Here is a 12552-nt window from a genome sequence, read left to right on the forward strand (position 1 = left end):
TCGCCGGCCGGCACCCGAACGACCCGGTACCGGACCCCGGACGCAGCCGAGCGGCGACGCGCCCGTTCAGGAGCCGTCCTGGAAGCGGTACCGGTAGGGCCGGTCGCGGATGACCTCGACGTCGCCGGTTTCGGCGTGCCGTCCCAGTACCGTCGCGATCTGGTGCGCGCTGTCGAACTCCTCGCCGTGTTCGTCCAGCAGGTCCAGAATCTCCCGCGCCGTCAGTGGCTCGTCGGCGTCCGCCTCGTCGAGGACGGTGCGGATGCGTTCGAACCGACCCTGACGTAAGCGCATACACATACGCATGCCCTACTATCACATTAAATGTCGTCAGACGCCCGTCTGACGGCCGTTCGGCGAAAACCCCCGGACGGCACTTCCTCGTTCGTGTCGGCTCCCGTCATACGACCAGTGTCACCGCCGGAAGTGGTGGAGAATCAACAGATTCCCGACGGACTGGGGGCGCGTCGGGTGCGACGAAGGGGGAGGGCGACGGGTAATTCCGTCTCCCGGGCGGTGCCGTTCAGGATTCAGGCGGCCGTGTCGTGTTCGGACTCGAACTCGCGTTGCTCGCGGTAGATCTCGACGAACTCGCTCACGTCGAACTGGAGCATCTGTTCTTCGAACTCGGACATGGCGTCGTCGTCGCCGGCGTGGCTCATCGCGTGTTCCATCAACTCGACGAGCAACTCGACGACGACTTCGTGGAGTTCCCGCGAGTCGAAGTCGGTGACCCAGACGGCGCTGTAGCCCACGTCACCGTCGTCGGAGAGGTCGGCGCTCTCGACCCGACCGGGGAACTCCTCGATCACCATCCCCATCAGGTGGGCGGTGGTGAACTCGTCGAACTCGTCAGCGGGTTCGACCGTGGCGCGCAACACGTCCGCCAGCGACTCCGGGACGAACCGTCCCAGCGGGTGGACGTCCATCACGACTCCGTGTGCGTCGCCGCAGTCACAGTCGAACTCCCGGACGCCCAGGTCGAGTTCCCGGGGGCTGAGCGTCTGGCCACAGGCCAACTCCAGGTCGTCGTCCTCGCCGCCCGGCACGCGCGGTTCTGCCATCGCCGTCGCGTACGACTCGCGCCCGGTTAAACGCCGCGGGTCGACGACGCGGCTCAGTACCCGTCGCTCCGGCTCTCCGAGGTCTCCCAGTCGCCGTCGACACCCGTTCCGTCGCCTCCAGCCCCGTCGACGCCCGTCCCGGCATCGCCCGTCGGGCGGAGTTGCTGGTAGGCCCGCGTGGTCACCGCGATGCCGAACACGCCCACGACTGCGCCGATCACGGCGTTGACCAGTGTGCTCACCGTCCGACCGAGGAGTCCGGCGACCAGCCCGCCCAGGCCGCCGACAACCATGCCGAGGACGGCGAGGATGAGCACGAGTGCGAACAGGTACCAGCGGTTCCCCTTCGCGACGTCCCAGCTCCGGCCGAGCGCCCCGATCGCGTTCTCGTCGTCCAGCGCCACCGCCTGCCGGACGAACACCAGCGAGACCACGAGGAACGCCCCCAGGACGAACCCGCCGATGATGAGGCCGATCAGCCCGACGACGAACCCGACGGTGACGATCACGAACGTGACGATGCCAGCGAGGAACCCGTTCACGGTCGCCAGCGGCAGGCCGTCGGCGACTCCGTCGGGCAGCCGCTCCGGATCGGCGGCAGCGAACACCCGAACCGCGACGATGCCGACCGCCTCGGCCACGAACGCCAGTGCCACGAACGCCACGGCCAGCAGCGTGGGCGAGAGCCCCACTGCGAACGGCGACATGCCGACCTGGCTCCGGAACTCGTCCAGCGAGCCCGCTTCGGCCAGCTCCTGTCCGTACTCCTCGATCACGAACTCGGCCGCGAGCTCAGTCAGTGACTGTGCGACGACGACGTTGGCCACCCCGAGTACGAGGAACGCACCGACGAGATACGCGCCGGGTCGCGTGAGCAACCGGTCGAGACCGTCGCTGAGGGCCCGCTCGATGTCGAGGGACATTCGGGAGAACGTGTGCTCCGATCGACCAAACCGTTTTGGGCGGACGGACCCGGACGATAGACGCCGTGGTCGTCGGCTCCGGCCCTGCCGTCACTACCCACCGGCCTCCTCGTCCTCGCTCCCGGACTCGCTCTCCTCGGCTTCGGGTTCGTCGTCTTCGGCCTCGCCCGCTTCGTCCTCGGCGTCCAGTTCGACGTACTCGTCTGGGCTGCTCGCCGGTTCGTCGCCCGCGACCTCGACCTCGGCTTCGACCTCGATCTCCAGGCCGGGCGCGTCGAGTTCGGCCTCGAACTCCCGGGCGTCGCCGACCGCGACGTCGAGTTCCTGACTGTCGACCTCCACCTCTACCTCCACGTCGACCGTGACGTTGCTGTCGGTCACGGCTGTCGATACCACGCCGATCGAAAAAGTCGTACGGGCGAGAGCGAGGGTTGCCGGATTCAGGGCCAGTCGTCGCGGCTGTCTTCGACCTGCTGGTCGGGGCTGTCGGGTTCGCCCAGTTCCCAGTCGGCGGCCTCGGCGGCGTCCTCGACGTGGAGGAACTCCCAGCCGGCGGCCTCGGCCAGCGCCTCGTCGTCCTCGTCGGTGCCGACGAAGACGTGGCGTTCGGTCTCGAACTGTCCCTTCACGTTTTCGAGGCTCTCCTCGCGACCCCGGGGGCCGGAGAAGAAGTCCTGGCGGATCCGGTGTTTGCGCGTGAAGTTGGTCACGACGTAGGTCGGCTTCTCCGAGACGACGCCGACGTACTCGCTCCACTGGCGCGCGTCGTTGAACACCGAATCGGGGTGTGCCAGTTCCTTGAGCGCGCTCAGATCGAAGGCAAGGGTCATGTCGCTGCTCCCGCCGTTCATACCCCCCGCTCGGCCCGCGCCGGAGAAAACGCCTTCGATACCGCCGCTCGCGAGGGCGTCACCCTCGATCGAGCCGTCGATACAGCGTCACGCCGACGGCGAGTGCGGCAGCGGCGACCCCGAGCAGCGTCGGCAGCGGGTCGCCGCCGCCCCACTCCCAGTCGAACGCGGCGAAGCCGATCACGGCGACCAGCGCCACGAGCGCGCCGACGATCCGGAGAGACCGCGATTCCGCAGGGCGTCCAGGCATGTGAAACTGTTCGAAGGACCGTCAGAAAAAGCTGGTCCGACCGTCGCGGGTGATCGGTGAATTACTCGGACTCGGCGGCAGCGGGCGCGTCGAGGTTCTCCAGATCGACGCTCTGTTCGAGCAGGACCTCCTTCTGGTCGGCGACGTCCCGCTCCTCGCGGATCAGCTGCTTGTACTTCGACTGGGGTGCCAGGTCGCCGATGAGGACGCCGCCGACGAGTTTGCCGTCCTTGAAGGCGAGTCGCCGCCACTCCGTGTCGGAGTATTTCCGCTCGGCGTGATCGTCGCCCAGCGTCGGGTGACCGAAGGAGAGGAAGGGGAAGTCGAAGTGCGTGATCGAGTACGAGGAGACCCAGCGGAACTCCTCGGCCTCGTCACCGTCGACCATGTTCTGCCCGGCGACCGCGCCCTGTTCTTTGGCCGAGCCCCAGGCTCCGTTCTGGGTGTAGTCGTCGAGGATGGTGTCGTAGAACCGGGTCACGTCACCCGCGGCGTAGACGTCCTCGACGTTGGTCTGCATGTACTCGTCGACGACGATGCCGTCTTGGAGTTCGATGTCGGTGTCCCGGAGGAACTCGGTGTTGAAGTTCAGGCCGATGGCGACACCGACGAACTCACCCTCGAACTCCTCGCCGTTGGGGTCGACCGCACCGGTGACGACGCCGTCGTCGTCGGTCGTGAAGTGGTCGACGCCTGAATCGAAGACGGGCGTGACGCCGTTCTCCTCGAGCGCGTCGTGGATGATCTCGGCACCGTCAAGCGAGAGGGCGTAACGCCACCAGCGGTTGCCCCGCATCAGGTAGTGGGCGTCGATGTCCTGTGCGCCACAGATGGCCGCGAGGTCGATCCCGAGCAGTCCCGCCCCGACGACGATGCCCGTGTCGGACTCGTCGGCGTGCTCGCGGATGGCCCGGGCGTCCTGAAAGGTCCAGAAGTGGTGGATCCCCTCGGCGTCGGAGTTGTCGACCGGGAGCTGTGTGGGCGTCCCCCCGCTCGCCAGGAGTAGCTTGTCGTACTCGATGTCGCCGCTGTCGTGGGTGTGGACCACTTTGGCGTCGGTGTCGACGCCCGTGACGACCGTATCGAGTGCGAGGTCGATGTCCCGCTCGGCGTACCAGTCTTCCTCGTGGATCGAGATGGGGGCCTCGGGGAGTTTCCCCTTGGCGAACTCCTTGATGAGAATTCGGTTGTACAGCGCCTCACCCTCCTCGGTAACGACAGTGATGTCGGCATCGGGGTCCTGTTCCCGGATGGTCTCCGCCGCGGAACTCCCCGCGATACCGTCTCCGATGATTACGTGCGACGCGCTCATAACGCGTCGTTTGCATACCGGGCCTAATGTGCATTGCTATCCGAGAGAGTTTCGCGTCGCCGACCGTCCCATCTCGTGGTCCGCCCGCACACCGGTCCGGAACCGGTCACCGACGGGAACCCGGGACGTTTTAGGACATCCCGTCCTTACGAATGGGTCGAGATGAAGATCCGCCAGAACGTCCGCCACTGGGCCGCGAAGAAGGCACTGACCGCTCCCGTCATCGGAAAGCGGGTCGAGGACCGTCTGGTCGACCTCCACACCTCCATCTTCCTCGACAAGGCCGACGCGGTCCACCGCGAGGCCCGCCGCGCCCACCTCGACGACTTCTTCGAGGCCACGATGGACACCTACGTCGCCGCGCTGGATTCGGGCTACACCGAGGCGAAGGCCCGCGAGATCACCCACGTCCAGGCCAACTTCGACTTCTACAACCACGGCTGGACGGAGATGATGGAGTTCCCGGGCGACGAACTGGCGGACCACTACGACCGCTACGCGGACTTCTTCGAGCGCTGGGGGATCACCATCGACGACCCGCTCGGCGACTTCCGGCCCGACGACGGCATATCCGACGCCCCGTCGACCCCCGAGAAACTCGACGACCCCGAACACCCTCACGCCGAGGGCGGGTTCGCCGACGACGTGTACGTCGAGACCGACGACGGCGAGGTCGTGGTCGGCGGACAGGACGAACCCGAGGACGTGGACCCGGCGGACGCCCCCGGTGTCGACTCCGACGAGGCCGGCGCGGACTGATCAGCGTTCAACGATCCACCTCGAACAGCACGACGCACTCGACCCCGGTGGATCCACCCGTGTCTCCGCCCAGTGATCCCGTGATCGTGAACGCGTAAACGCCCGATTCGAGGTCTTCGACCAGTGTCCGGTGATTCTCCCAGTCCCCCGAGGGGTGGGTCTCGACGCTCAGCTCCCAGGTGTACGTCCCGTCGTCTTCGACGGTCGTCCACGGTTCGACGTGTTCGTCGGGGGCGACGTGTTCCCACTCACTGGTCGTCCGTCGCTCTATCGCCCAGGCGTAGGGGTTCAGCCCGAACGGCCCGCCGGACTGGTTGTGGAGTGTGAACGTGATCGTCTCCAGAGTGTCGTCGCCGGTCGTCGGCTCGAACACCTCGCGGTCGGGTTCGACCCACACCTCGGCCGACCCGGGTTCGAGCGCATGGAAACAGACCGTCCGGTCGACGCCGTCGCTGAAGGACGGACAGTCCGCCCCGTCGAATCGACCGGAAGGTGCCATCGGGGTCCGTCTCTCGTCGGTCGCCGTTCCGGGCGGTGTCTCAGTCCCGCCACCAGTCCCCGTCCTGTCCGTGTCGGTCGGCGTCGATCCGTTCCCGGACCGGTCGAGACAGCCAGCGGTCGCCGCCGTCGTCGCGCCGAGCGCTGCCAGTACCGTGCGGCGTTTCATGCCCGATCCGACGCAGCCACGGATAACCTGTCTTCTGGAGGGTCAAACGTCGGTTTGACTCACTCCGACAGCACGTCGGCAGCGGCGAAGCCGGCCTCGATAGCCCCGTTGAGACTGCGCTCGGGGTACTGGGCGCGACTGGCCATCCCGGCGTAGGTGACGCCGTCGGCGACCGCCTCCGAGAGGTCGTACGGAATCACCATGTCGAGATACCCGCGCTCGTAGACCGGCGCTGTCCGGGGGTTGCGGGCGGTCTCCACCCAGTTCACGCTCGCGGGATCGAAGTCGGGGAACAGGTCGGCGATGCCGTCCCGCCAGTGGGCTTCCACTTCGCCGTCGTCCATCCCCCAGAGGTCTTCGTCGAGGTCCTGGACGTAGCTGGCGGTGTAGTAGAGGTGTTCGCCGCCGTAGCGCTCCGGCGGGACGAAGTTGGTGTGTTCGATGAACACACCGAAGGGAGCCTCGTCGGCGAGGTTCAGCCAGTAGGTGTCGGTCAGCGACTCGTCCATGCTCCAGACCGAACAGACCGTTCCCTGGAAGTCGATCTCGCAGGGATAGCCCGTCAGCCCCTCCAGCACGTCCGGCATCGCGGCGACGACGACCCCGTCGACCTCGTGGTTCTGGCCTCCCTCGGCGGTCTCCACGGCCAGCGACTCGACGCGCCCGTCGGCGGTCCCGAGGTCGGTCACCCGCGCGCCCGTGGTGACGTTCTCACGACCGACGGCGTCGACCAGCGCGTCGAGGAAGGGCGCGAACCCACCCTCGGGATAGCCCAGGATCTCGCCTTTGAGGAGGTCGCGTTCGCCGCGGAACTTTACCCGGCCGAGCAGCCACGCGGCGCTGACGTCTTCCTTGCGCGAGCCGAACTTGGCGGACAGCAGCGGCTCCCAGAAGTTCTCGTAGACGCTCGCGGTCGTGTGTTCGAGCAGGAACTCCTTGATGGGCACGTCCTCGAAGTCTTCGAGGTCGTCGTAGGTGTCGAAGGATGGGATCCCGCCGCGAACGTCGACTTCCATCGTGAGCATCGCCAGCCGGAACTTGTCGTACAGCGAGAGGTGCGGGTAGGCCAGGATCTCCCAGGGCTTGTCTAGCGGGTGGACGACGCCGTCGACGTAGTAGGCGTTCTCCCCCACGCGCCACTCGATGCTGTCGCCCAGCCCCAGTTCTTCGGCCACCTCGACGATGGTCTCCTCGGATTTCGAGAGGTGGTGGTAGAACTTCTCGATGGGATCGCCGGCGGTCTCGTAGACAGCCGCGAGCCCGCCCACGTCATCGCTCGCCTCGAACACCTGTACCTCGTGGCCGGCCCGCTGGAGCCGGTGGGCTGCGGCCAGTCCCGCCACCCCGCCACCGACGACACCGATCATGTCTCACCGTCCACCCGGCGAACACATGTGCGTTGCCTTCGGCGCTCACTCCCCGCCGGAGAGCCGTTCCCGTCGGCGTTCGAACTCCTCCTCGTCGATCTCGCCCGCTGCGTACCGCTGTCGCAGAGTCGTGAGCGCGTCGTCGGCCCCGGTGGCGGTTCCGCTCCCGCCCCGCGCCGACAGCGCGTACACCGCTATCGCGGGTACCGCCAGCACGACGAGCAGACCGCCGAGCATCCAGAGCCAGCCGAAGCCACCCCACATCCCGCCGGCGTGGCTCCCCATCCACCCGTCGTGATGGTGCATCCCGTCGTCGCCCGTGTGGCCCGCCGCGACCCCGCCAGTCGCCAGGAGCAGCGCCAGTGCGACACCGACCGCCAGTGCGACACTCGCGAGTCGCGTCGTCGTTCGGGTCATACCTGTACCTATGCACTCGTCCCTTACCCCGGTTGCGCCTGTGTTTCCGAATCAGCCGAGCGGTCACACTTTCGGAACGAAAGCCACGAACTGGCCAGTCCGAATCCAGCCACGATGACCTGTCTGTCTGGTTCGAACGATCCACTGACACAGCGGCTATACGTCCTCGCATGATACTACTGGACATGGACGAACTGGAACTCGGTCAGGCTACGATCACCTACGACGACCCCGAGGAAGGCACCGTCACGGAGACCGTCGACAACGAGGAACTCGTCTACGCGCGCGACCACTGGATGCTCAAGACAGGGACCGACGAGGACGGCAACGACCTGATGCACCAGATCCCCCGCGACCGCGTCCACCACGTCGCCCGCAGCGTCGAACAGTTCGAGGAACAGACCCAGACCGTCCGCCACCGCGTCGAGTCCATCGCCGGCGACCTCCGGGATCGACTCCCCGTCGACATCGGCGACGGCGGCCAGCGCGGCCGCGGCGACACCCACGGCGAGGACCCTCCGTCCGACAGCACGACCGTCCAGATCGAGACCGAATCCGAGGCGCGCGACCACGAAGAGGAGTCCGAAGCCGGCTCCGGACAGTAAGCGACAGCTCTGTCCTACTTCAAATCTCTGGGCGACTTTGCGACTCACGGACGACTCGCGACGCTACGCGTCGCTCGTCGGAATTGTTCGTCGCAAAAGTGCGCTGGCCGAGATTTGAACTCGGGTTAGGACCGTGGCAGGGTCCTGTGATACCACTACACCACCAGCGCGCTACTTCACTACATCACACAGTAACCATGGTGGAAGGTATAAGGCTTCCGAATCGGTCCGAAACCGCCGGGCGGCGTGCCAGTCACTCCCGAACGAAACCTACGAATCTCCCGGGTACGCCACCGTCGACAACAGCGCGTTCTCGGCCTGCCGAGAGTCCAGACGCGTGTGCTGACAGACAACCGGCCGATCCGACTCGATCACGCTCGCGAAGGCCGTCCCCCGCGGGATCTCGGGCTCTTCGAACTCGTTGAACTGGACGTGGACCGTCCGCTCGGCGGGGACCGTCACCTCGTAGGGACCGGCCGGTTCCCGATCCTCGAAGTAGACCGTCACCTCGGCGTGGGCGGCCGCCTCCGTCGCGTTCAGGAGGCAGATCGTCTCGTGGCTCTCCATCTCCGGCGGCCCGTGACTGGTCTCCGGGATGTACCCCTCCGGGATGGCCCACTGGGTGCGTCCGATCATGGCGGCGGTTCCACGCCGACAGGCATAAACGACGGTCTGGGATGCGAGTCGCGTGCAGGCTGGCTATGTCCACCGGCCGAATCCGGGCCAGTTCTGCTGAGGGGCCAGTGCCAGTCGGGGACCGAGCGGCAAGTACGCATACCGCCGTCGCCGTGGACGTGCCGTCGGTGACCGACTCGAACCCCGCGGCGACCGAATCGACCGACTGGAACCGCGAACCCGCTGACGAAGCCGACGGGCGTGGCGGATCCCCGGGTCGGGTTTCCCGCCGTGACGCGCTCGGTCTCGGTCTGGTCGGCGGGGCCGTCGCGACGGTCGTGATGACCGCGTTCCGGATCCCGATCACCGACTCGCTCCCGCCGACGGCGGAGTTCTGGGCGCGCTTCGTCGGGAACGGGGAGCCCACGGACTATCCCCTGGTGGCGCTCGTGCTCCACCTCTGCTACGGGATGGGAGCGGGGGCGGCCTTCGGGGCGGTCTTCGTCCCCCGAACGAGCGGGTCAGACGCCCGCGAGGAGTGGCAGGGGACGGCTCTGGCGACGGGGTACGCCATGCTCCTGTCGGTGTTCGGGACCCGGGTCATGCTGGAGCGGGTGCTCGGACTGGATCTGGACCCCGACGAACGCTGGATCTTCCACGTGAGTCACGCGATCTACGGGCTGACGCTGGGCGCGTGGCTGGGGTCGAACGTGCCGGACCGCTGACCCGTGTGAACGCTCCCCAACGCGCACGCGAAGCGGGTCCTTTTTAACCTGGCAGTAGAGTAGATTCGGCACAGTCTAGTGGCGTGGCGTGGAAGCGTCACGGCATGACAGTCAGCGTGCTCGTGCCGTCATCGCTGACCCGGGAAGCCGAGGACAAACGCGAGGCAACTCGCAAAATCGGTTACGTCGCCCGCGCGGCGACGGTGTTCCGGGTCGATCGTCTGGTCGTCTTCCCCGATTCCGGGGCGGAGGGCCGATGGGGTGACGGGTTCGTCGAAACCGTGCTGCGGTACGCCGCGACGCCGCCATACCTCCGAAAGGAGGCGTGGGGTAAGCGGGACGAACTGGAGTACGCGGGCGTCCTGCCGCCGCTCCGCGTCGCCTCACGGACCGGCTCCGGATCGGACGATTCGGGGTCGTTAAGACAGGGAATCGTGACCGAGGTCGGATCTGACGGACGCGTTCGGGTCAATTGCGGACTGCAACACCCGATCTCCCTCCCCGAGCCCGACGGCGGGCTGGCGGAGGGGGAGCGCGTATCCATCAGGGTCTCTTCGCGACGGCCGGTCCGCGCCAAGTTCGCCGACGAGTCCCCGCCGGGATTCGTCGTCGAGGCGTCGGACCTCTCGACGGAGCTCTCGCGTGACGACGCCGGTGTTCGCGTTGCCACATCACGGCACGGCGAACAGCTGAGTGTCGACCGTCTCGGCGACATCGTCGCCGAGACGGCACCGCGAGGGATGACGGTCGCGTTCGGGTCGCCCGAGCGCGGTCTCCCGGAGATACTCGGTGTCGCCCCACCGGGCGGCGACGAGGGCGGCGAAGTGACCGAGCGAGAACGGACGGATCTACCCGCGGACGAACCGGATGGGTCCCGGTTCGACCTCTGGCTGAACGCGGTTCCGAATCAGGGCAGCGAGGTCGTGCGAACGGAAGAAGCGATGTTCGCCGTGCTCGCCTGCCTCTCACTCACGGAGTGACCAACGCATGCCACAACCAAGCAGACCACGAAAAGGCTCGCTGGGCTTCGGCCCGCGCTCGCGGTCGGCCAGTGAAGTGCCGCGCTTCAACACCTGGCCCGACGACGACGGACAGCCGAGCCTCCAGGGCTTCGCCGGCTACAAGGCCGGCATGACACACGTCGTGCTGATCAACGACGAGCCCGACTCCCCACGCGAGGGGATGGAGGAGACGGTTCCCGTCACGGTCGTCGAGACGCCGCCGATGCGCGCCGTCGCCGTGCGAGCCTACGAGGACACGCCCTACGGCAAGCGACCGCTCACGGAGGTCTGGACCGACGAGTTCCACCCGGAACTCGACCGGACCCTCGATCTCCCCGACGAGCACGACGCCGAGGGCGCTCGCGACGAAGTACAGACCGCGCTGGAGAACGGCGATCTCGCGGACGTGCGTGTCATCACGCACTCGGTCCCCGACGCCGTCCCCAGCGTACCCAAGAAAAAGCCCGACGTAATGGAGACACGCGTCGGCGGTGGCTCCCTTTCCGACCGCGTCGAGTTCGCGTTCGATCTGCTCGACGAGGGCGGCGAACACGCGATGAACGACGTGTTCCGCGCGGGCGAGTACATGGACGTCTCCGGCATCACCAAAGGCAAGGGGACGCAGGGTCCCGTCAAGCGCTGGGGCGTCCAGAAGCGGAAGGGCAAGCACAAGCGCCAGGGCTGGCGACGCCGGATCGGTAACCTCGGCCCGTGGAACCCCTCGCGGGTTCGCTCGACCGTCCCCCAGCAGGGGCAGATGGGTTACCACCAGCGGACCGAACTGAACAAGCGGCTCGTCGACGTCGGCGAGGGCGACGAGCCCTCCGTCGACGGCGGCTTCGTCAACTACGGCGAGGTCGACGGGCCGTACGCGCTGGTGAAGGGTTCGCTGCCGGGGCCGGACAAGCGCCTGCTGCGCTTCCGCCCGGCGGTCCGACCGAACGACCAGCCGCGCCTCGATCCCGAGGTGCGCTACGTGTCTCAGGAGAGTAACCAAGGATGAACGCGACAGTACGTACCCTGGACGGCGGCGAAGACGGGGAGGTCGACCTCCCGGAGGTCTTCGACACGCAGCTCCGACCGGATCTGATCCGGTCGGCGGTGCAGGCCGCCCAGGCAAACCGGAAACAGGACTACGGGAGCGACGAGTACGCCGGCCTGCGAACGCCGGCCGAGTCGTTCGGCTCCGGCCGCGGGATGGCCCACGTCCCCCGAGAGGGCGGACAGGCACGACGCGTGCCCCAGGCCGTCGGTGGCCGCCGGGCCCACCCGCCGAAGTCCGAGAAGGACCGCACGCAAGACATCAACGACAAGGAGCGCAAACTCGCCGTCCGGTCGGCCGTCGCGGCCACGACCGACGCCGAGGTCGTCGCGGAGCGCGGCCACGAGTTCGACGACGACGTCGAACTCCCCGTGGTCGTCTCCGACGACTTCGAGGACCTGGTGAAGACCCAGGAGGTCGTCGACGTGCTGGAGGCGCTGGGCCTCGAGGACGACATCGAGCGCGCCGACGAGACCAAGATCAAGGCCGGTCAGGGGAAGACCCGCGGTCGGAAGTACCGTCGGCCGTCCTCGATCCTGTTCGTCACCAGCGAGGAGCCGTCGCGTGCCGCCCGCAACCTCGCGGGCGCGGACGTGGCGACCGCGCGGGAGGTCAACGCGGAAGACCTCGCGCCCGGCGGCCAGCCCGGCCGGCTCACCGTCTGGACCGAGAGCGCGCTCGAGGAGGTGGCCGACCGATGAGCTCGATCATCCGCTACCCCCACGTCACGGAGAAGGCGATGAACAAGATGGACTTCGAGAACAAGCTCCAGTTCGTCGTCGACACCGGCGCGGGGAAAGGCGAGATCGCCGACGCCATCGCCGAACAGTTCGACGTGACCGTCGTCGACGTGAACACGATGGTCACCATGGACGGCGAGAAGAAGGCCACGGTGACGCTCTCCGAGGAGGACGACGCCGAAGAGATCGCCTCCCGGATCGGGGTGTTCTGATC

At 67.3% G+C, this 12552-nt stretch carries 18 protein-coding genes and 1 tRNA gene; 7 read left to right on the forward strand and 12 right to left on the reverse strand.

The window, feature by feature from the left end; genetic code table 11:
• Positions 1–66 precede the first annotated feature (66 nt).
• The 7 genes from BV210_RS12850 to BV210_RS12880 form a co-directional block, all read right to left on the reverse strand.
• Complete coding sequence (locus tag BV210_RS12850; protein WP_077207029.1) at positions 67–294, reverse strand: hypothetical protein; 228 nt, start codon at positions 292–294, stop codon at positions 67–69.
• A gap of 236 nt (positions 295–530) precedes the next feature.
• Positions 531–1064 (reverse strand): DUF5815 family protein, encoded by a 534-nt coding sequence (locus BV210_RS12855; RefSeq protein WP_077207030.1) that lies wholly within the window; start codon positions 1062–1064, stop codon positions 531–533.
• Positions 1065–1117: 53 nt separating this feature from the next.
• Complete coding sequence (locus BV210_RS12860) at positions 1118–1987, reverse strand: hypothetical protein (RefSeq protein WP_077207031.1); 870 nt, start codon at positions 1985–1987, stop codon at positions 1118–1120.
• A 93-nt stretch (positions 1988–2080) separates the two neighbouring features.
• Complete coding sequence (locus BV210_RS12865; protein WP_077207032.1) at positions 2081–2368, reverse strand: hypothetical protein; 288 nt, start codon at positions 2366–2368, stop codon at positions 2081–2083.
• A gap of 59 nt (positions 2369–2427) precedes the next feature.
• Entirely contained in the window at positions 2428–2838 is a 411-nt protein-coding gene (locus tag BV210_RS12870; RefSeq protein WP_077207033.1) for a hypothetical protein, read from the reverse strand.
• Positions 2839–2896: 58 nt separating this feature from the next.
• A complete protein-coding gene (locus tag BV210_RS12875) occupies positions 2897–3088 on the reverse strand; it encodes a hypothetical protein (protein ID WP_077207034.1) in 192 nt (63 codons plus the stop codon).
• A 61-nt stretch (positions 3089–3149) separates the two neighbouring features.
• Entirely contained in the window at positions 3150–4400 is a 1251-nt protein-coding gene (locus BV210_RS12880) for an NAD(P)/FAD-dependent oxidoreductase (protein ID WP_077207035.1), read from the reverse strand.
• A gap of 162 nt (positions 4401–4562) precedes the next feature.
• Between BV210_RS12880 and BV210_RS12885 the strand changes: the two genes are divergently transcribed.
• Positions 4563–5159 (forward strand): DUF6149 family protein, encoded by a 597-nt coding sequence (locus tag BV210_RS12885; protein ID WP_077207036.1) that lies wholly within the window; start codon positions 4563–4565, stop codon positions 5157–5159.
• 7 nt (positions 5160–5166) lie between these two features.
• Here the strand turns inward: BV210_RS12885 and BV210_RS12890 are convergent, their stop codons facing one another.
• Genes BV210_RS12890 through BV210_RS12900 form a run of 3 tightly spaced genes read right to left on the reverse strand, consistent with a single transcriptional unit; the run spans position 5167 to position 7610 of the window.
• Positions 5167–5826: a hypothetical protein gene (locus BV210_RS12890; protein ID WP_077207037.1), complete on the reverse strand. Its 660-nt coding sequence runs from the start codon at positions 5824–5826 to the stop codon at positions 5167–5169.
• Positions 5827–5885: 59 nt separating this feature from the next.
• Positions 5886–7193: an NAD(P)/FAD-dependent oxidoreductase gene (locus BV210_RS12895; RefSeq protein ID WP_077207038.1), complete on the reverse strand. Its 1308-nt coding sequence runs from the start codon at positions 7191–7193 to the stop codon at positions 5886–5888.
• A gap of 45 nt (positions 7194–7238) precedes the next feature.
• The gene (locus BV210_RS12900; protein ID WP_077207039.1) at positions 7239–7610 is read right to left on the reverse strand and encodes an SHOCT domain-containing protein; all 372 of its coding nucleotides are present in this window, start codon (positions 7608–7610) and stop codon (positions 7239–7241) included.
• A 185-nt stretch (positions 7611–7795) separates the two neighbouring features.
• On the opposite strand from BV210_RS12900, the gene BV210_RS12905 reads away from it, so the two are divergent.
• Entirely contained in the window at positions 7796–8215 is a 420-nt protein-coding gene (locus BV210_RS12905; RefSeq protein ID WP_084802632.1) for a hypothetical protein, read from the forward strand.
• Positions 8216–8314: 99 nt separating this feature from the next.
• Here BV210_RS12905 and BV210_RS12910 read toward each other — a convergent pair.
• Together BV210_RS12910 and BV210_RS12915 are read right to left on the reverse strand one after the other, a co-directional pair.
• Positions 8315–8385 (reverse strand) — tRNA-Gly (locus tag BV210_RS12910).
• Positions 8386–8485: 100 nt separating this feature from the next.
• Positions 8486–8851 (reverse strand): sensory rhodopsin transducer, encoded by a 366-nt coding sequence (locus BV210_RS12915; protein WP_077207041.1) that lies wholly within the window; start codon positions 8849–8851, stop codon positions 8486–8488.
• Positions 8852–8958: 107 nt separating this feature from the next.
• Here BV210_RS12915 and BV210_RS20640 point away from each other — a divergent pair, with 107 nt between their 5' ends.
• The 5 genes from BV210_RS20640 (at position 8959) to BV210_RS12940 (ending at position 12550) form a co-directional block, all read left to right on the forward strand.
• Positions 8959–9555: a hypothetical protein gene (locus tag BV210_RS20640; protein ID WP_253741523.1), complete on the forward strand. Its 597-nt coding sequence runs from the start codon at positions 8959–8961 to the stop codon at positions 9553–9555.
• A 104-nt stretch (positions 9556–9659) separates the two neighbouring features.
• A complete protein-coding gene (locus BV210_RS12925; RefSeq protein WP_077207043.1) occupies positions 9660–10535 on the forward strand; it encodes a putative RNA uridine N3 methyltransferase in 876 nt (291 codons plus the stop codon).
• 7 nt (positions 10536–10542) lie between these two features.
• On the forward strand, positions 10543–11559 hold the full coding sequence (locus BV210_RS12930) for a 50S ribosomal protein L3 (RefSeq protein WP_077207044.1): 1017 nt from the start codon (positions 10543–10545) through the stop codon (positions 11557–11559).
• Positions 11556–12299 carry a 50S ribosomal protein L4 gene (gene rpl4p / locus BV210_RS12935; RefSeq protein ID WP_077207045.1) on the forward strand — a complete coding sequence of 248 codons (744 nt, stop codon included), beginning with the start codon at positions 11556–11558 and terminating at the stop codon, positions 12297–12299. The genes BV210_RS12930 and rpl4p overlap by 4 nt, the downstream gene beginning before the upstream one ends.
• Complete coding sequence (locus BV210_RS12940; RefSeq protein WP_077207046.1) at positions 12296–12550, forward strand: 50S ribosomal protein L23; 255 nt, start codon at positions 12296–12298, stop codon at positions 12548–12550. The genes rpl4p and BV210_RS12940 overlap by 4 nt, the downstream gene beginning before the upstream one ends.
• Positions 12551–12552: the final 2 nt, after the last annotated feature.

Origin of the sequence: Halorientalis sp. IM1011, from assembly GCF_001989615.1 — an archaeon.
Classification (GTDB): Archaea; Halobacteriota; Halobacteria; order Halobacteriales; family Haloarculaceae; genus Halorientalis.

Bases quoted from the DNA above. Each gene is read 5' to 3' on its own strand.
- BV210_RS12850 (WP_077207029.1), bottom strand. From the start codon at position 294: ATGCGCTTACGTCAGGGTCGGTTCGAACGCATCCGCACCGTCCTCGAC.
- BV210_RS12855 (WP_077207030.1), bottom strand. From the start codon at position 1,064: ATGGCAGAACCGCGCGTGCCGGGCGGCGAGGACGACGACCTGGAGTTG.
- BV210_RS12860 (WP_077207031.1), bottom strand. From the start codon at position 1,987: ATGTCCCTCGACATCGAGCGGGCCCTCAGCGACGGTCTCGACCGGTTG.
- BV210_RS12870 (WP_077207033.1), bottom strand. From the start codon at position 2,838: ATGAACGGCGGGAGCAGCGACATGACCCTTGCCTTCGATCTGAGCGCG.
- BV210_RS12875 (WP_077207034.1), bottom strand. From the start codon at position 3,088: ATGCCTGGACGCCCTGCGGAATCGCGGTCTCTCCGGATCGTCGGCGCG.
- BV210_RS12880 (WP_077207035.1), bottom strand. From the start codon at position 4,400: ATGAGCGCGTCGCACGTAATCATCGGAGACGGTATCGCGGGGAGTTCC.
- BV210_RS12885 (WP_077207036.1), top strand. From the start codon at position 4,563: ATGAAGATCCGCCAGAACGTCCGCCACTGGGCCGCGAAGAAGGCACTG.
- BV210_RS12890 (WP_077207037.1), bottom strand. From the start codon at position 5,826: ATGAAACGCCGCACGGTACTGGCAGCGCTCGGCGCGACGACGGCGGCG.
- BV210_RS12895 (WP_077207038.1), bottom strand. From the start codon at position 7,193: ATGATCGGTGTCGTCGGTGGCGGGGTGGCGGGACTGGCCGCAGCCCAC.
- BV210_RS12900 (WP_077207039.1), bottom strand. From the start codon at position 7,610: ATGACCCGAACGACGACGCGACTCGCGAGTGTCGCACTGGCGGTCGGT.
- BV210_RS12905 (WP_084802632.1), top strand. From the start codon at position 7,796: ATGGACGAACTGGAACTCGGTCAGGCTACGATCACCTACGACGACCCC.
- BV210_RS12915 (WP_077207041.1), bottom strand. From the start codon at position 8,851: ATGATCGGACGCACCCAGTGGGCCATCCCGGAGGGGTACATCCCGGAG.
- BV210_RS12925 (WP_077207043.1), top strand. From the start codon at position 9,660: ATGACAGTCAGCGTGCTCGTGCCGTCATCGCTGACCCGGGAAGCCGAG.
- BV210_RS12930 (WP_077207044.1), top strand. From the start codon at position 10,543: ATGCCACAACCAAGCAGACCACGAAAAGGCTCGCTGGGCTTCGGCCCG.
- rpl4p (WP_077207045.1), top strand. From the start codon at position 11,556: ATGAACGCGACAGTACGTACCCTGGACGGCGGCGAAGACGGGGAGGTC.
- BV210_RS12940 (WP_077207046.1), top strand. From the start codon at position 12,296: ATGAGCTCGATCATCCGCTACCCCCACGTCACGGAGAAGGCGATGAAC.